This is a genomic window from Mesocryomonas lacus, from assembly GCF_055730105.2.
In genome coordinates, this window is record NZ_JBUZWF020000004.1 from 34,788 (window position 1) to 51,700 (window position 16,913).

At 64.8% G+C, this 16,913-nt stretch carries 17 protein-coding genes and 1 riboswitch; of the genes, 9 read left to right on the top strand and 8 right to left on the bottom strand.

Annotation, left to right across the window (positions count from 1 at the left end; translation table 11 throughout):
- Window positions 1-492 precede the first annotated feature (492 nt).
- The gene (locus ACZLZQ_RS14400) at window positions 493-1,125 is read left to right on the top strand and encodes a tyrosine-type recombinase/integrase (protein WP_472949966.1); all 633 of its coding nucleotides are present in this window, start codon (window positions 493-495) and stop codon (window positions 1,123-1,125) included.
- 207 nt (window positions 1,126-1,332) lie between these two features.
- Here ACZLZQ_RS14400 and ACZLZQ_RS14405 read toward each other — a convergent pair whose 3' ends face one another.
- The 7 genes from ACZLZQ_RS14405 to ACZLZQ_RS14435 all read right to left on the bottom strand — a co-directional run bounded on the left by ACZLZQ_RS14405 (window position 1,333) and on the right by ACZLZQ_RS14435 (window position 8,088).
- Entirely contained in the window at window positions 1,333-3,135 is a 1,803-nt protein-coding gene (locus ACZLZQ_RS14405; protein WP_472949967.1) for a TRAP transporter large permease, read from the bottom strand.
- A gap of 34 nt (window positions 3,136-3,169) precedes the next feature.
- Window positions 3,170-4,150: a TRAP transporter substrate-binding protein gene (locus tag ACZLZQ_RS14410; RefSeq protein ID WP_472949969.1), complete on the bottom strand. Its 981-nt coding sequence runs from the start codon at window positions 4,148-4,150 to the stop codon at window positions 3,170-3,172.
- A 61-nt stretch (window positions 4,151-4,211) separates the two neighbouring features.
- A complete protein-coding gene (thiD, locus tag ACZLZQ_RS14415; RefSeq protein WP_472949970.1) occupies window positions 4,212-5,015 on the bottom strand; it encodes a bifunctional hydroxymethylpyrimidine kinase/phosphomethylpyrimidine kinase in 804 nt (267 codons plus the stop codon).
- Window positions 5,012-5,662, bottom strand: a complete 651-nt coding sequence (gene thiE, locus ACZLZQ_RS14420; RefSeq protein WP_472949971.1) for a thiamine phosphate synthase — start codon at window positions 5,660-5,662, stop codon at window positions 5,012-5,014. The genes thiD and thiE overlap by 4 nt, the downstream gene beginning before the upstream one ends.
- Complete coding sequence (locus ACZLZQ_RS14425) at window positions 5,659-6,369, bottom strand: hydroxyethylthiazole kinase (RefSeq protein ID WP_472949972.1); 711 nt, start codon at window positions 6,367-6,369, stop codon at window positions 5,659-5,661. Before ACZLZQ_RS14425 ends, thiE begins: the two co-directional genes overlap by 4 nt.
- Window positions 6,366-7,313 (bottom strand): ABC transporter substrate-binding protein, encoded by a 948-nt coding sequence (locus ACZLZQ_RS14430; RefSeq protein ID WP_472950394.1) that lies wholly within the window; start codon window positions 7,311-7,313, stop codon window positions 6,366-6,368. The genes ACZLZQ_RS14425 and ACZLZQ_RS14430 overlap by 4 nt, the downstream gene beginning before the upstream one ends.
- A 34-nt stretch (window positions 7,314-7,347) precedes the next feature.
- Window positions 7,348-8,088: an ABC transporter permease gene (locus ACZLZQ_RS14435; RefSeq protein WP_472950395.1), complete on the bottom strand. Its 741-nt coding sequence runs from the start codon at window positions 8,086-8,088 to the stop codon at window positions 7,348-7,350.
- Window positions 8,089-8,218: 130 nt separating this feature from the next.
- A riboswitch (TPP riboswitch) is annotated at window positions 8,219-8,320 on the bottom strand.
- A 450-nt stretch (window positions 8,321-8,770) separates the two neighbouring features.
- Here ACZLZQ_RS14435 and ACZLZQ_RS14440 point away from each other — a divergent pair.
- The 5 genes from ACZLZQ_RS14440 (at window position 8,771) to ACZLZQ_RS14460 (ending at window position 13,305) form a co-directional block, all read left to right on the top strand.
- Window positions 8,771-9,538, top strand: a complete 768-nt coding sequence (locus ACZLZQ_RS14440; protein ID WP_472950396.1) for a carboxymuconolactone decarboxylase family protein — start codon at window positions 8,771-8,773, stop codon at window positions 9,536-9,538.
- Between the two features lie 61 nt (window positions 9,539-9,599).
- Window positions 9,600-10,064 (top strand): (R)-mandelonitrile lyase, encoded by a 465-nt coding sequence (locus tag ACZLZQ_RS14445; RefSeq protein WP_472949973.1) that lies wholly within the window; start codon window positions 9,600-9,602, stop codon window positions 10,062-10,064.
- A gap of 228 nt (window positions 10,065-10,292) precedes the next feature.
- Window positions 10,293-11,039: an SDR family oxidoreductase gene (locus ACZLZQ_RS14450; RefSeq protein ID WP_472949974.1), complete on the top strand. Its 747-nt coding sequence runs from the start codon at window positions 10,293-10,295 to the stop codon at window positions 11,037-11,039.
- A 94-nt stretch (window positions 11,040-11,133) separates the two neighbouring features.
- Window positions 11,134-12,219 carry an alpha/beta hydrolase family protein gene (locus tag ACZLZQ_RS14455; RefSeq protein ID WP_472949975.1) on the top strand — a complete coding sequence of 362 codons (1,086 nt, stop codon included), beginning with the start codon at window positions 11,134-11,136 and terminating at the stop codon, window positions 12,217-12,219.
- A gap of 102 nt (window positions 12,220-12,321) precedes the next feature.
- A complete protein-coding gene (locus tag ACZLZQ_RS14460; RefSeq protein ID WP_472949976.1) occupies window positions 12,322-13,305 on the top strand; it encodes an aldo/keto reductase in 984 nt (327 codons plus the stop codon).
- A gap of 87 nt (window positions 13,306-13,392) precedes the next feature.
- Here ACZLZQ_RS14460 and ACZLZQ_RS14465 read toward each other — a convergent pair whose 3' ends face one another.
- Complete coding sequence (locus tag ACZLZQ_RS14465; RefSeq protein ID WP_472949977.1) at window positions 13,393-14,283, bottom strand: LysR family transcriptional regulator; 891 nt, start codon at window positions 14,281-14,283, stop codon at window positions 13,393-13,395.
- A 132-nt stretch (window positions 14,284-14,415) separates the two neighbouring features.
- Here ACZLZQ_RS14465 and ACZLZQ_RS14470 point away from each other — a divergent pair, with 132 nt between their 5' ends.
- The 3 genes from ACZLZQ_RS14470 to ACZLZQ_RS14480 all read left to right on the top strand — a co-directional run bounded on the left by ACZLZQ_RS14470 (window position 14,416) and on the right by ACZLZQ_RS14480 (window position 16,769).
- Window positions 14,416-15,468 (top strand): alpha/beta hydrolase, encoded by a 1,053-nt coding sequence (locus tag ACZLZQ_RS14470; protein ID WP_472949978.1) that lies wholly within the window; start codon window positions 14,416-14,418, stop codon window positions 15,466-15,468.
- A gap of 94 nt (window positions 15,469-15,562) precedes the next feature.
- Entirely contained in the window at window positions 15,563-16,318 is a 756-nt protein-coding gene (locus ACZLZQ_RS14475; protein ID WP_472949979.1) for a glucose 1-dehydrogenase, read from the top strand.
- A gap of 49 nt (window positions 16,319-16,367) precedes the next feature.
- A complete protein-coding gene (locus tag ACZLZQ_RS14480; RefSeq protein WP_472949980.1) occupies window positions 16,368-16,769 on the top strand; it encodes a cyclophilin-like fold protein in 402 nt (133 codons plus the stop codon).
- Window positions 16,770-16,913: the final 144 nt, after the last annotated feature.

Genomic DNA, 16,913 nt, shown 5'->3' on the forward strand with positions numbered 1-16,913 from the left:
GGTGGCCAGTAGACAGGCGGCACCGTTGCGTTCAAGCGGCGCAAGCCGCACCGGGATAGGCGAAGGCGTCCCGGTTCTTGTGTTGACGATGACACCGCTGTTCAAGGGCATTGGTAGATGTCGACGAACGATCAAAGCCATTGCTCTGCCCGATGCCCGAGTCCCCCGTGCGGACCCTGCTGAACAATGGCCAACTCGTCACCGTCCTAGTTCATCGCGCCAAGGTTCGATAGCTTATCCGCGAAGTGTGGCCGCTCAATCGTTTAGTGGCGTCGCGAGTTCGTCACTTTATCGACGAGCCATCGACGAACTCTGAGGCAGGCTCGGCAAAGCCTTACAATTTGGTGGAGCGAGCGGATGGAGAGTAACGTCCGCTTCTGAGTGCTAGCGCCTCAAGCGGCATGTTTGGGTCGCTGCCTGTCGGCGCGGAGAAGCCAATCCAAAACTGAGATCAGTTCTCCCTTTGGCCATTTCGGCCGTGGGAGAACGACGATGGGACATTCACAGTTTGATCCGGTCTTTGGCGACCGGAAAGCTTGGAACGCCGGAAGGATAGTCGGGGCCAAACGTGCGCTGAAGGCACCACAGGTTTGGGCGATCCGCTTCTGGCTTGATCACGAAGGCCGGTTGCGCGACCGGGCGCTGTTCGATCTTGCCATCGACAGCAAACTGCGCGGCTGTGACGTCGTCAAGGTCAAGATCGGCGAGCTCGTGTCGGGCGGGCGCATCCGGGCCCGGGCCATTGTCGTGCAACGGAAAACGAAGCGACCTGTGCAGTTCGAGCTCTTGGAGGCGGCGCGAGGAAGCCTTCTTTCATGGTTGGAGCGTCGCGGCGGCACTATCGACGACTACGCCTTCCCGAGCCGCATTGATCATTCAACTCATTTGAGCACGCGCCAGTACGCCCGCCTCGTTGATGAATGGGTAACGGGAATCGGCCTTCGAAAAGAAAACTATGGTACGCATTCGCTTCGAAGGACGAAGGCATCGATCATCTACAAGGCAACCGGCAACCTTCGGGCCGTGCAGATCCTTCTCGGGCATACCAAGATCGAGAGCACGGTTCGCTACCTCGGTGTTGATGTAGAGGATGCCCTGGCACTCGCAGAGAGCACTGAAATCTAGCAATCCGTCGCCGCCTTCGTCAAAGGAACGGCTGCTTCGGAGCATTCCCGCGGCCGTTCCGACTGCAAGGCAGGGTGGATTCCTGCCAGTCAGCTTCTGATCGTTTCGCGCGTAAAACTGCCCCTGGCTAGAGTGTATTCTTCATTTTCAGAGCAGTTGAAATAGAGGGAGCCACGACATCCCATTCACCGGAATTGGAGCAAAGGTTCACCCGGTATGAATGACTGCGCCGAGGCAAAGCATCGCTAGAACGGCTAGCAACGCCAGGACATATGGAACGACCTTGGCGAACACGGTCGTCGGCGACACCTCAGCGATCCCGGCAACGACGTGGACTAGGATGCCAATGGGAGGCATCAGCCCGTGGATCATCAGGTTGACGACCAGAATGACGCCGAAGTGCACGGGGTCGATGCCCGCGGCGACGACGGGTGGCAGCAGGATCGGCGCGAGCAGGAGAATGGCGGCGCCGATGTCGAGGAAGAGGCCGGCCCCCAGCAGGACGAGATTGGCCAGCACCAGGACGGCGAGCGGCGAGGTTCCCAGCACCGCCGTGAGATCGGCCAGCCATGATCCGACCCCGTCCACCGCCAAGAGGTAGGAGAACGGCGCCGCGCTGGCGATCAGGAGGCCGATCGCCGCGCTTTCCTGCCCAGCCGTTCGCAGCGTTTCGGCAAGGCCCCGCCACCCCAATCTTGCGTGCAGGCCAAGCAGGCCGCAGTAGGCGGCGGCCAAGGCCGCAGCCTCCGTCGTCGTCACCAGTCCGAAGCGGATGAAGGTGACGACCACCACGCCGAGGCCGAGAGCGGGAAGCGCCGACCGAAGAGCAGCCAGCCGCTCCGATCCGGACGCCTTTTTCCCGCCCGGCTCGATCGCCGCGCCCTTGGCGTGGATGACGACGGCCAGCGCCAGCGCCATCAGCGGGCCGGCAATGAGGCCCCCGACGAGCAGGCTGCCGACCGAAAGGTTGGTTACGGCGGCGAGCAACAGGAAGGCGATGGAGGGCGGCACCACATTGTCGAGGACCGAGGTCGCCGCCACGAGGGCGGCCGCCTCGGCGGGCGGATGGCCACGCCGGATCAGGGCGCGGCCGAAGGTCTTGGCGCCGAAGGCTGCATTGGCGATCGACGAGCCGGAGGCCCCCGAGAAAAGGAAGCTGGTCAGGAGAGTTGTCTGCGCCAGGCCGGCGCGGCAATGGCCGACGAGGCTGGCCGACAGCCGCACGAGGCGGTCGGCGGCCCCCGACGCCGATAGAAGGGCGCCCGTCAGCAGAAAGAAGGGCACGGCGAGCAGCAGGAATTTCGACAGGCCAGACACGGCGGTCGCGACGAGCGCGGCTTCTGGCAGCAGGCCGCCGAAAGGCGCCGATAGGGCTGCGCCGAACAGGAAGGCGTGCGCCAGGGGGGCTCCGAGCGCGATGGCAAGCATCACGGCGGCAAGCGCGACGACACTGGACGGCAGGCCGGCAGAGGAAAAGTCCGCCAGGGTCGCCAGGTACAAGCAGGTGCCGAGTGCGAGCGCCGCGACGCCCGGTCCGGTCCTTCCCTCCCTCCAGCGTGTCAGCAACAGGCAGGCGAGCGTCAGTCCGCCGGAAACGGCGAAGAGAAGGAAGCGCCATCCTTCCGGGAGCCCGAGGCTGGGGGAGACGCCGCCGACGGCCATCCCCGCCGACGCGCCGCCTGACAGGAAGACTAGGGCGACAGCCACCACCACGGCATCCGCGGCGATGACGGCAGCGCCCCGCAGGGGAGCGGACAGCCGATCGCGCAGACCCTGGATACGCATCGACAGCGGCCCGGACAGCGCAAGCGGCGCCGCGAAGGCGACAAGCCCCAAATGCAGCCAGATCGTCACCTCCTCGAGGCCGGCAATGCCATAGCCGCCCGCGCGCGCCGCCACATTAGCCAGCACGATGCCGAGCAGCAGCAGGAGGAGAAAGGCGGCCAGCGTGCCGAGTACGCCCTGTAGCGCATCGAGTGCCCTTGTCGGCAAAGGCGTCGACGCTTTCATGCTCGCCTTTCCGTCGGTGATGCCGATCGGGCGCTCATCGTAGGAGCGCCTCCAGCCGGGCCATTCCGCCCCATGCGCCGGCCGTCGCCGGCCAGATCGTGCGGGCAATCCCTTCCCAGCGTTCAGGCGCCTCGGCGGGTACGAAACGGCCACCGCCCGAGACGGCCTCCGCGCGCCCTGCCGCCTCCTGCTCGGCAAGGAGCGTGGCGAAGCGCACCGCGCCGTCGCGGGCCGCTCGGGTCAGCAGCGTCTTTTCCGGCCCGTCCAACCGGGCCCAGAAAGCGGCCGAGAAGAGGACCGCTCCGGCTGCGCGGATGTGCCGGGTCTCTGTCGTTACCGGAACGACCTCGTAGAGCTTGAAGCCGACGCTGGCGGGAAGCGTCAGGTCCATCGTGTCGACCACGCCGTTGCCGAGCGCATTGTAGGTCTCGGGGATGGGAATGGCCGCCGGCACGGCTCCGAAGGCCTGCCAGAGGCGCCGATGAAGCGCGTTGTCGATGACGCGTATCCGGCGTCCCCTCATTGCCTCGGGAAGAGGCAGGGCGCTTCGGGCGAGGAGGTTGCGCGGCCCGTAGTCGATGAAGGCCGGCGCTTCGAAGCCGCTGTCGCTCAACCCAGCCGCAATGCTTTGGCCCATCTCGCCGGCCAGTACGCGGTGAAGATGGGCGCCGTCGCGGAAGGCAAAGGGAAGATCCAGCGCCTCGCAGGACGGGACCCAAGTCGCCAGCGAGGCGGCGGTGGCCAGCCCCGCTTGGATCGAGCCGAGCCGCATGCCCTCCAGCACCTGACGCTCGCCGCCGAGCGCGGCATTCGGCACGATGTTGAAGCGGAACGCGCCGGGCCGTTCCCGCTCCACGAGGTCGCGGATGTGCAGCCAGATCCGGGTCTCCGGCTTATCCGGACCGAGGAGCGAGGCGACGGTCAGCCGATGTGGCGCGGCCCAGGCGCTTCGCATCAGCCCCGGTGCCGCCAGAAGGCCAAGTCCGCCCAGAACGGTTCTGCGGGTGGTCGGCATCACGCTTCCTTCTCCTGGGCGAGCTGGTCCGCAAGGCCATGCAGTGGCCGATCCATTGGGCTCACTTCTCCCACCAGTGATGAAAATGATGCACTGGCCCGCGGCCACCGCCGACCTCCAGGCCGTCCGCCGCCGCCAGGGCGCGAGTCAGATAGTCCTTTGCAGTCTCCACGGTGTCGGCGAGCATGGCGCCCTTCGCGAGCCCCGCCGCGATCGCCGCCGAGAGGGTGCAGCCGGTGCCATGGTCGTGACGGGTGGGTAGGCGGGCCGAAACGAAGCGCTGCGAGGGACCGTGCGCGGTGACCAGGATGTCGACGCTCTTCGGGCCGCCAAGATGCCCGCCCTTCACCAGCACGGCCGCAACACCATGGTTTAGGATCGCTCGGCCCTGGCGGATCATGTCGGCCTCGTTTCTGGCGATCGGCATGCCGGAAAGGAGTGCCGCCTCGGGGAGATTGGGGGTAGCGATGATCGCAAGTGGCAGAAGGTGCCGGACAAGGACATCCACGGCCTCCGCCGCCAACAGCCTGTCACCGGACGTCGCCACCATGACCGGATCGACAACGGCGCGCCGCCCGTGCTGACGAAGTGCCTCGGCGATGGCGATGATGGTTTCCCTGTTTCCGGCCATACCGATCTTGATCGCGCCGACAGCCATGTCCTCCAGTACGGCATCGATCTGGGCTGTCACCATGTCGGCTGACAGATAAGCGACGGCACGAACGCCCGTCGTGTTCTGCGCGGTCACGGCCGTGATCGCGCTGGCGCCATAGACGCCGAGCGCCGAGAAGGTCTTGAGGTCGGCCTGGATCCCGGCACCGCCGCCGCTGTCGGAACCTGCAATCGTCAGCGCTATCGCGGTCATCGGCGCGCCCTTTCGGCATCGACCGCCATCCGTAGGGCACGCGTTGCCCCGGCGGGGTCTCGCTGCCCGAAGATGGCCGAGATCACCGCGATCCCGTCGGCGCCGGCCCCCATAATCGACGAAACGTGGGCAAGATCGATGCCGGCGATCGCGCCGACGGGTAGATGGGGATTTCCCGCAGCCAGCCGTTCCCGGAGCGTCCTGAAGCCCTCAAGACCCACTGGTGCATCCGGGTTCTGCTTCGAGAGCGTCTCGAAGACGCCGCCAATGCAGGCATAGTCGATCGGGGCACCAAGCGCCGTATCGGCGTCCGCCAGATCCTTCACTGTCGCACCGATGAACGCGTCTGGGCCGAGCAGGCGACGAGCCGTCGCCCCCGTCATGTCGTCGCGACCGAGATGCACGCCGTCGGCGCCGGCCGCGAGGGCGACATCGACACGGTCGTTGATGAGAAGGGGTATTCCCGTTCCGGCGAGCGCCCCCCGGATCGCCGAAGCGCGCTCGATCATGTCCCGGGTCGCGGACGTCTTGTCGCGATACTGGACCAGCGTCGCACCGTGTTCCGCCGAAAGGCGCGCCAGAGCGGGAAGACGATCCAGACCGCAAGACCCAGCATCTACAATGGCGTGAAGAGAAATGTCGATCATCCGGTGATCCTTGCAAGGGTGAGGATATCCTCGCTCGATAGGTCTGAGAGAACATCCAGGAGGGTCGCGGCGAAGGTGCCGGGTCCGGCCGCCCGGGCCGCTCCCTTTTCCGCCGCGATGCCAAGAACGACAGCGGTCGCGACGGCGGCCTGCAATGGGTCGTCCTCGACCGTCAGAAAGGCTGCAGCGATGGCGCCCGACAGGCAGCCGGTGCCGGTGACAAGCGCCAACCAGGGGTGCCCGTTTGCAACGAATATCGTCCTTGAGCCGACGGTGATCTGGTCCGTAGCGCTTGTTTCCAACCGTGCGCCGGTTGGTGAGAGGACCCGCATCTCCTCGGCATTGGCCCGAACCAGCGTCGGGCTGCGGCGGATGAGTTCTGCCGCCAGCACCCTGCGTCGTTCCGCGATGTCACATTTTACCGGGTCGAGGACCCACGGGCGGCCGCTTCCGGCAAAAAGGGTCACGGCGATCTCGATCGCATCCCGGCGCGATCGGTCGAGGGTGCCTAGATTGACGAGCAGCGCATCTGCCGCCCCGGCTACTTCAGCTATCTCGTCGGGGTCCACCGTCATCGAAGGCACGGCACCGAGGGCGGACAAGCCGTCGGCGGTGCGCATCTGAACGACGGTGTTGGTCAAGGCATGCACCCGGGGACGACGCTTCCGAAGTCGCGCCAGAAGCTCGGCAACCGAAGCGGGCGTCATCGAGCGAGCTCCACTGCGATCTCAGCCACGGTCGGAACGCTTTCGATCGCCTTCATCTCCTTCATGAAGACACCGAAGCGGGCCGTGCGTTCGCTATCCAGCCTTGCGGGGTGGCGGGCGAAGCGGGGCAGAGTGTCGAGGAAAGCCTGCCGGTTCAATCGGTCGTCCAGGTCCGGATGGGCTTCGAGGAACAGCCGCCATCCCTCATCCGGCTTGTCTACCAGCCGGCGGGTCGCTTCCTCGACCGCGGAGAGGAAGAGCGGCAGGCGCGGGTCGGCCGCCAAGTCGCGGCGGGTCACGTAGATCAGTTCGTCGTAGGCCGGCACGCCGTGCTCTTCCGGCAGAAAAGCGCGGCCTTCATGCCCTTCGATCTGCATCTGTGTAAGCTCGAAGTTCCTGAAGCCACCGACGGTGGCATCGACGCGCCCGGAGATCAGAGACGGCGTCAGCGCAAAATTGACGTTGACGAGTTCGACGTCTGCCAACGTCAGCCCGGCGGAAGCTAGCATCGCGCCGAGCATGGCATCCTCGAAGCCGGAGACCGAGAAGCCGATACGCTTGCCCTTGAGGTCCGCCAGCGTCTTCACGGGTCCGTTGGCAAGGACGATCAGCGTGTTGAGCGGCGTCGCCACGAGCGTTCCGAACCGCACCAGGGGAAGGCCCGCGGCGACGTCGAGAATGAGGTTCGGCTGGTAGTGTACCGCGATGTCAGCCTGGCTTGCGGCGACAAGCCGCGGCGGGGCTGATGGATCGGCGGGCGGGACGAGATCCACCGTTAGTCCTCTGTCCGTAAACAGTCCGAGCTTCTGCGCGAGCACCAGCGGCGCGTGGTCCGGATTGACGAACCACTCCAGCAAGACCGTGAGACGGGCGGCGGCGGCGGCGGGCTGGACACGCAACAAGGTCGGCAGGAGCAGCGGCACTCCCAGCAGGGTTCTTCTCAGCATGGGCAAGGGCCTTTCGACAGGGAGTTTATATTCATCGTTCGACCGCCCAGGGCGTTAGCCGAGCCGCAATGGCGTCGACCAGAAGACGCAGGACGAGCGTCATCGCGGCAAGCAGCGCCAGGGCGGCGAACATGATCTCGGTCTGCATCCGTGCATTGGCCTGGATCATCACGAAGCCGAGCCCGCCTGAGGCACCAACCCATTCGCCAATGACGGCACCCAGCGGCGCCAGCGGCGCGGCGACCCGCAGACCTGTCACTAAGGCGGGAACGGCAAGCGGGATCCGCACCCACCTGAAGGTCTGGAAACGGCTGGCGCCGGCGAGTTCTGCCACTTCGACCAGCGCGGCGTCGGTCCGCCGCAGCCCGTCGGCAAATGCGGACGCAATCGGGAAGAACAGGATCAGCGCCGCCATCACGATCTTCGAGGTCATCCCGAAGCCGAACCAGATCACCAACAACGGCGCGAGAGCGAAGACCGGGATGGCCTGGAGGACGAGAAGCACGGGCCAAGCGGGAGCGCCGAACCGCGGGAAACCTACTACAGCGGCTCCGGAGAGAATGCCCGCCATCGTGCCTAAGGCGAGACCCAGGATCGCCTCAACTACCGTCGTCGCGGCGTTCTCGACCAAGAACGAAAAGCGCCAGACCAGCGCCTGCGCGACCGCCAGGGGTGTTGGCAATATGTATCGGGGCAGGTCGAACGAGACGGTGGCAAGTTGCCAGACCGCGAGGACGGCAAGGCAGCCGCGGAGGCTTGTCCAGCCCAGCATGATCAACCGGGAGGCTTTTCCGGGGTTGAAGGAAAGAAGCTGGTCGGATGCCACCGTCATGCGCGATCTCAAGGGGTCGGAGCCCGGGCGATCGGATACAATGATGCGCAATGAGACGGATCGGGGGACCCACGGTCCCGTTTCTCGTTCCTACGCCGGCATGACCCGGATCAGGTTCAAGGGTTCGGTTTGCACCATCTCAGTGCCTGGCGGCACACCCCTCGAGATACCGGGAGAGAATGACTGGGCGAGCACGCTGCGTCAACAGATAGCTTCAGCCAGATTGCCTCAGGAGCTCTGATTGTCTTAGCCGGGTGGAAAGCCGAAAGGCAGGTTCCGAGCTTATCAGTTCAGAAGCGGACCAACACGGTTGGCTACGAGGATGCCAAGATTCACCTCAAGGTAGGTGAAGATGCGTTCTCCAGCACGGGTCAGGCTCAAAGCCACTTAGATCACCCGGCCAATTCATAAACCAGGCTTATAGCCGTATGACGAATGTCTGGCCTAATCCTCGGTCGGTGCACCTCCCACTTTTCCATTAGCCCTCACGGTCACCGTGACGGCATGGCCAATAGCCGCTCCTTGAGAGTTCGGTTGGCCGGACAACGTCGCACCCGGCAAAGTCGGAGAACCGATCGCTCTGAAAAGGAACGAGCCTGTGAAACTGCTTTCCGCCACCCTCATGTGCATTGCGCTCAGCGCCCCCGCCATCGCGCAAGGAGCAGCCGACATGCCCGTTCCCCTGCAAGGGGCCTCGGCTCTGTCTCCAGCCGACATCCAGTCCGTCTCGCCCGCGCTTGCCAGATTTGGTCAGGAAGACATCGTCGAAGCCCTTTGGCAGCGCCCGCAGCTTTCGCGCCGCGACCGAGCCCTCGTCACCGTGGCGATCCTCGTAGCCCGCAACCAGACAATGGACCTCGACCACTACCTGAACGTCGCCCTCGACGGTGGCGTTACACCACGCGAACTGTCCGAGACTGTCACGCATCTGGCCTTCTACGCCGGCTGGTCGAACGCCACGGCTGCCGTCGCCGTCGCCAAGGACGTCTTCGCCTCGCGCGGGATCGGTGCCGACCAGTTGCCGGCGGCGTCCCCCGAACTCCTCCCGGTGAACGAGCAGGCGGAGGCAAGCCGACAGGCGAGTGTTGAGAGCCTGCTCGGCGCCGCAACGCCTGGCCTTGACCAGTTCACCACCGATCCGCTCTTCCGGGACGTCTGGCTGCGACCGGACCTGTCTCCGCGTGACCGGAGCCTCGTCACCATCACCGCGCTGATGGCGAACGGACAGATCGCCCAGCTTTCAGGCCATCTGAACCGGGCCTTGGACAACGGCTTGAAGAAGGAAGAGGCAGGCGAGGTTGTCTCGCAGATTGCTTTCTACGCGGGCTGGCCGAACGCCTTCTCCGCGGGGCCGGTCGTCGTGGAGGTCTTCAAGAGCCGACCCGACTGACGGGCCTTACGCCTGCCCGAACCTCGAAGACTGTTTTTGATACCAACACGAAGGACCCACCATGAAGAAGACCCTGATGGCCGCCACGTTCGCTCTCGCGGGCGCCGCCTCTGCCGACGCACAGGAAATCCAAGTGTTCCCGAGCGGCTCGTCGCCCTCGGTGACCGCCGATCCCAAGAACTTCTCCGGCCAGGTGGTCATCGACCTCCCCGTGCCGTCCTCGGTCAAGGCGCCCGCTTCGTTCGGGCTGGTGAACTTCGCCCCCGGTGCGCGCACCGCGTGGCACACCCATCCGGTCGGGCAGACGTTGATCGTCACTGCGGGCAAGGGATGGGTGCAACGGGAGGGTCAGCCTCGCCAGGATCTTAAGCCAGGCGACGTCGTGTGGATCCCGGCCGGGATCAAGCACTGGCATGGCGGAACGGACACGAACGCCTTGAGCCACATCGCGGTTACCTATGTCCAAGACGGCAAGGCAGTCGACTGGATGGAGCTCGTGACCGACGAAGAGTACGCGAACCGGTGAGGCAAGGTGACGGGCGCGTCGGTTCGTTCCGGACACGCCCGTGTCCCAAGGCCCAGAGTGACCGCCTCATAATCACGGACGGTGCCCAGCACAGTTTCAGAAGGCCCGGCCGTTGCCCTGGCGCGGAGGCACTGGATCGCGATGTCATCGCCCAAGCCGTAGCGGGTTGGCAAGCACCTGTCTCTGATGGGTTGCCGCCGGTCCACGCCGACCAAAAAGGAGAACAACATGACTGACAACATCGCGGGGAAGGTGATCGTCATCACCGGGGCTTCGAGCGGAATGGGGGAGGCAGCCGCCCGCCATCTGGCCGCCAAGGGGGCAGTCGTCGTCGCGGCGGCGCGGCGTGCCGATCACATCGAGCGCATCGTCGCCGAGATCGTCGCGAAGGGTGGCAACGCCATCGCGGTCCCCGCCGACGTGACCAGGATGGACGACATGGGCAAGTTAGCTGAAGCCACCATCGCGGCGTATGGCCGGATCGACGTCCTCGTCAACAATGCCGGCGTGATGCCCCTCTCGCCCCTTGAGCGATTGAAGGTCGATGAGTGGAACCAGATGATCGACGTCAACCTAAAGGGCGTACTCCACGGGATCGCCGCTGTCCTCCCTCACATGAAGGAACGCAGGTCCGGCCACATCGTCACCACAGCCTCGGTGGCAGCGCATAAGGTTTTTCCGGCGTCCGCGGTCTACTCCGCGACAAAGTACGCCGTGCGCGCGCTCTCGGAAGGGCTTCGGCAAGAGGTCAAACCGTACAACATACGCACCACGCTCCTCTCGCCGGGCGCGGTCGCGACCGAACTCCTGGACCACATCAGCGAAGGGGACATTCAGTCAGCCAACCGCGACTACGTGAACCGCGTCGCCATCCCCGCCGAGAGCTACGCCCGGATGCTCGCCTTCGTCGTAAGCCAGCCGGAGGACGTCGATGTGAACGAGATCGTCTTCCGGCCCACCGCCCAAGACCTCTGACCGCAAGGCGGCCGCAAACCTCCCCGGGAAGCACGTCGAGGGCGTGCCTTTGAAAGGTGATACGATGTCGACAACAACAAGAACTCTCGGCGCCTTGAGCAGGGCAACCGCGTTCGGCGTCATCCTGCTGGTCGGAGCGGCAGCACCGGAAGTGGCGCAGGCGCAGGCGCTATCCGACATCAAGCCAGCCGCGGCGCCCCTCACACTAGCCAACCGAGGCAGCTTCATGGTCGGTGGCGACACCATGGCCCAGACCGCCCAGCAGCTCTCCAGCATCGTCAATGCGCCGCCTCCGAGCGGCGGCGACATCACGATCAACCAGATGTACGTCGAGTACATGGTTCCGCAGGAGAGGAGCGGCGTGTCGGTGGTGCTGCTTCATGGGGCGACCTTGAGCGGCAAGACCTTCGATACGACACCGGACGGGCGCATGGGCTGGTACGAGTACTTCGTGCGGCAGGGACATCCGGCCTATGTCGCCGACCAAGTGTCACGCGGCCGCTCCGGCGTGGATCTCTCGGTCTACAATGACGTTCGCGCCGGGACGAAGCCCCCGGCGGATCTCGTCAATGTGTTCCGCATTTCCGACCAGCTCGGCTGGACCATGTTCCGGTTCGGTCCGAACTACGGCACGCCGTTCAAGGACGAGCAGTTCCCCACGGATTCCGCCGGTGCCCTCTCGCGGCAAGCCATCCCCGATCTCAACGCCGTTCTGCCGACGCCCAATCCCAACGCCGCCGCGATGGCCGACATTGCGGCCGCGATCGAAGGGGGCGCGGTGCTTGTCGGGCATTCCGAATCGGGTTCCGTGCCGCTCGACGCCGCACTGGTCGATGCATCGGGCATCCGCGGCCTGATCCTTCTCGAGCCAGGTTCCTGCGGTGCGACGACCTGGTCGGACGAGCAAGTCGCGATTTTCGCCAAACTACCGATCCTGGCAGTGTTCGGCGATCACCTCGACGTCACGACCGGAATGCCGGGCTTCTCGTGGCAGGATGTCTTGGCGGACTGCCAGACCTTCGTCGAACGGGTTCAGGCCGCCGGCGGTAACGCCCGGGTACTTCACCTTCCGGAGCAGGGTGTGCGCGGCAACAGCCACATGATGATGATGGACCGAAACAGCAACCAGGTCGCCGACATGCTCCTGGCGTGGATCGACGAGAACACCGGGCGCCGCTAGGCGCTTGGACATCTCCCCAACGGGTTCGGAATCTCGACTGACGCGCACCTGGCGCCGCAATGCGCTCCGATTGAGGGGGCCGCTTCAAAGAAAGGAATCCTCATGAAAACTCGCATTCTCGGCAGGCAAGGCCTCACCGTGTCGGAACTCGGCTTCGGCTGCATGGGGCTGTCGTTCGGCTATGGCCCTGCGGCAGATCGTGGAGATGCGGTGCGGCTAGTGCGTGACGCCCATAACATGGGCGTCACTTTCTTCGACACTGCCGAAGCGTACGGTGCCGCCAACGAGGAGCTGGTGGGCGAGGCGCTCGGGTCCGTCCGCGACAAGGTCGTCCTTGCCACCAAGTTCGGCTGGAAGGACGGCAGCGCACGCACAGGAGAGCTCGACAGCCGTCCGGAACGAATCCGGTTGGTCGCCGAACAATCGCTGAAGCGCCTCGGCACCGACCGCATCGACCTGTTCTACCAGCACCGCGTTGATCCCGCCGTCCCGATCGAGGACGTCGCGGGGACGGTCAAAAACCTGATCGCCGAGGGGAAGGTGAAGCATTTCGGTCTGTCGGAGGCTGGAGCCACCACGATCCGCCGGGCCCATGCCGTCCAGCCGGTCGCCGCGCTCCAGAGCGAGTACTCGCTCTTCACCCGCGATCCCGAGGCCGAGATCCTGCCGACGCTCGAGGAGCTCGGCATCGGCTTCATCCCCTTCAGCCCGCTTGGTAAGGGGTTCCTGACGGGCCGCATCGAGACGGGCACGACCTTCGGTGAGGGCGACATCCGCAACACGCTTCCGCGCTTCCAGGGCGAGGCGCGCCAGGCCAACCAGCGACTTGCCTCGGCCATCGGTGCGCTTGCTGAACGCAAAGGCGTCACACCTGCGCAAGTGGCCCTCGCTTGGCTCTTGGAGCAGAAGCCTTGGATCGTGCCGATTCCGGGAACAACTAAGCTCCACCGCCTTCAGGAGAACGTTGACGCCTCAACGGTGACGCTGACGTCGGAGGACCTTGCGGCGATCGCCGGGGTGTTGGCCGAAATGCCCGTGCAAGGCGAGCGTTACACCGAACAGAACATGAGGCTGATTGACCGCTAGCAGCGCTAACAACGCAACCTGCGCGACCGCCTGCGGTGTGCGTCCCAGATACTAGTCGGGAAGACGTAGTCCGATCGGCATGGCGCTTTAATTTCCACGCCGAAGCGCCTCGAGAACTATCGAGAACGCCGCCGACGGTTGGCGGCGGCTAGGATAGTAAAGGAAGTACCCGGGAAACGGATCGCACCAATCCTGGAGGACGCTGACCAACGCTCCACAGCTTACGAAAGGCTCGACGTACTCAGCGGGGAGATAGGCGAGGCCAACCCCGTCCAATGCTCCCAAGCGAGCAAGGGTGTTGGAGTTGACCAGAAGCTGGCCGTTCACACGTACGTTCACGGCACGGCCCGCCTTTTCGAACTCCCAGACCGCCCAGCCGCTGTCTGCCGTGTAGCGAAGGTTGATGCAGTTGTGCTCCGCCAGATCGTGCGGGGTGTCCGGCGCTTTGCGGGACCGGAAGTAGCCAGGCGATCCGACGATCGCCATCCGCGTATCTGGGCCTATCCGCGCAGCAACCATGTCCTGCGCAACTGTTTCGCCAAGACGCACTCCGGCGTCGAAGCGCTCTGCCACGATGTCGACGAACCCTGCGTTGACGCTGATCTCCACGCGAAGATCGGGATAGTCAGGCAGGAGCTTGGCGACGACCGGCAGGATGATTCCTTCGGCGGGCGTATCACCGACGGAGATACGCACCGTGCCGGCTGGCTTGTCTCGGACATCCGTTAGAGCGGCGAGACCTGCCTCGATTCCGTCGAAGTGGGGCGAGATGGTCCTTAGAAGGCGTTCTCCCGCCTCGGTCGTCGAAACGCTGCGCGTGGTCCGGTTCAGCAGACGCACACCAAGCCTCGACTCGAGCTCACGCAGCGTGTGGCTCAGTGCTGGCTGGGAGACGCCCAGTTCCTTGGCGGCCCGGGTAAAACTGCCAGCCCTGGCGACAGCCAGGAATGCGACGAGATCGCCGACGTTCTCCCGCACGACTGATAACCCCTGTTTATAGCTCTATGCGAGATCTAGCGTCTAATGGGGAGGGCGTACAGGCACTAGTTTTTGATCGAAGGCCAGCCCGCAGGTTGGCCAACATCATCGCCACCCTCGTCAGGAAGACCCATGCACGCCACGATCCTCTCGCTCTCCATGCTTCTCGCCTCGGCATCCGTCGTGATGCTGCCCGATCGCCACGCCTTCGCCCAGGACATGTCCAACGGCGCGGATAACTTCTACAAGAGCGACACCGTCGACATGCAGAAGGTCTCCTTCCGCAACAAGCTCGGCATGAACGTCGTCGGCAACCTCTTCGTGCCGAAGACCCTCGACCGCAGCACCCAGGCATCGGCGATCATCGTCGGCCATCCGATGGGCGCGGTGAAGGAGCAGAGCTCCAACCTCTATGCCCAGAAGCTGGCCGAGCAGGGCTTCGTCACCCTGTCCTTCGACCTGCCGTTCTGGGGCGAGAGCGAAGGCCAGCCTCGCAATACCGTGGCTCCCGAGCTCTACGCCGACTGCTTCAGCGCGGCATTGGACTTCCTGTCGACGCAGGCCTTCGTGAACGCCGGGAACATCGGCGTCCTCGGCATCTGCGGCAGTGGCAGCTTTGCCCTCAGCGCAGCCGAGATCGATCCGCGCATGAAGGCGATCGCGACGGTCAGCATGTACGACATGGGCGCGGCGAACCGCGACGGTCTGCGCAAAGGGGTGACGATGGAGCAGCGCAAGGCGATGCTTGCTGTGGCGGCGGAACAGCGTCTGGCCGAATTCAAGGGCGCCCCCATCGCCTACACGGGCGGCACGGTCACGGAACTCACAGCGGACGCCAACCCGATCCAGCGTGAGTTCTACGACTTCTATCGCACGCCGCGTGGTGAGTTCACGCCGCCCGGACAGCCGGATGTGCCGACAACGCAGCCCACCCTTTCGAGCAACGCGGCCTTTATGAACTTCCACCCCTTCGCCGAGATCCAGGCGATCTCGCCGCGCCCGGTGCTCTTCATCGCCGGAAGCGAGGCCCATTCGATCGAGTTCAGCGAAGAGGCCTACAAGCTCGCGGCGGAACCGAAGGAACTCGTGATCATCCCGGGGGCCGGCCATGTCGACCTCTACGACCGCACGGGGCTCATCCCCTTCGACAAGCTGACCGAGTTCTTCCGCGGCAACCTTAGCTGACCTTCAACCAGAAACGGGACTCGGATCCGTCTGCAAGTGACGCACCGACACCCAATGGCGCGTCACGCCAACCCACGATCCCAAAGGAAACACCATGTCCAATCCCAACCGTTTCGTCGGCAAGGTCGCCTTGGTCACGGGGGCAGCCAACGGCATCGGTCGCGCCACGGCCCTAGCCTTCGCCGTAGAGGGCGCAAAGGTTGCCATCCTCGATCTAAGCGAGGACTCCCTTCGCGACACCGCCGACGCCATCTTGAACGCGGGCGGCGAGGTACTCGTCCTCGCCTGCGACGTCTCCCGGCCGCAGGAGGTCGAGGCCGCGGTCGCACGCGTCGTCGAACGGTTCGGTCAGCTCGACTGCGCCTTCAACAATGCGGGCGTCGAGAACGAGGCTGCTCCGCTCCACGAGATCGAACTCGAGGAATGGGACCGCATTCTCGGCATCAACCTGCGCGGTACCTTCGTGTGCATGAAGCACGAGATCGCTCAGATGCTGCGCCAGGGCAGCGGGGTGGTGGTGAACACCTCGTCGGGTGCGGGCGTGCGCGGCGTTGCCGGCGGTGCCTCTTACTCAGCGTCCAAGCACGCGATGATCGGAATGACGAAGTCTGCCGCCCTCGACTACGCCAAGCTGAACATCCGGGTAAACTGCGTCCTACCCGGCAACATCGCCACGCCGATGATGGAGCGCTTCACCGACGGCGACATCCAGAAGGCCATCGACCTCGAACCCGTCGGCCGACTGGGAAAGCCTGAAGAGATCGCAGAGGCCGTCCTCTGGATGTCCTCGGACCTCGGCGCATTCGTGACTGGCGCTTCGATCGCCGTCGACGGCGGATGGTCGCTCTGACCGTTCGCAGCCCGAACGCAACGAGCGGATATCGGAAAGGAGCCCCATAATGCGCAGACGTTACGCCGCCGCCCTCCTCGCCCTGTTCATCACGGAACCCGCCATGGCTCAGCAACCCATCCAGATCACCTCGCAATGGGGGAATGTAACGGCCGAGCTGGCCGACAACGACGCCGCTCGCTCGCTGGCGGGAATGCTGCCGCTCACGATCCAGATGAGCGATCACCTTCGCCAGGAGAAGACGGGCGACCTGCCGTCACCGCTTCCGGAGGGCTCGCGCCAGCGCGACTTCTCTGCGGGAACTCTTGGGCTCTGGGGATCGGGCGACTTCGTGATCTACTACCGGGACGGCCGCGTTCCCCTGCCGGGCATCGTGATCCTCGGCAAGGTCACCGGGGACGTCTCGATCTTCGATCGCCCAGGCGAGATCACTGTGAAACTAACGCGCTAACCCCGTGAATGGCGTCTCTCACTGGAGGCGGTCGTCGACGTAAAATGGCGTCTGGCCGCCGAGGAGTGGCCGTTGGCGGATACCAGCTTCGCCACATCGATGCTGTTCAACTGATCGCGCATAGCGGCGAGGATCAAGTCTCGG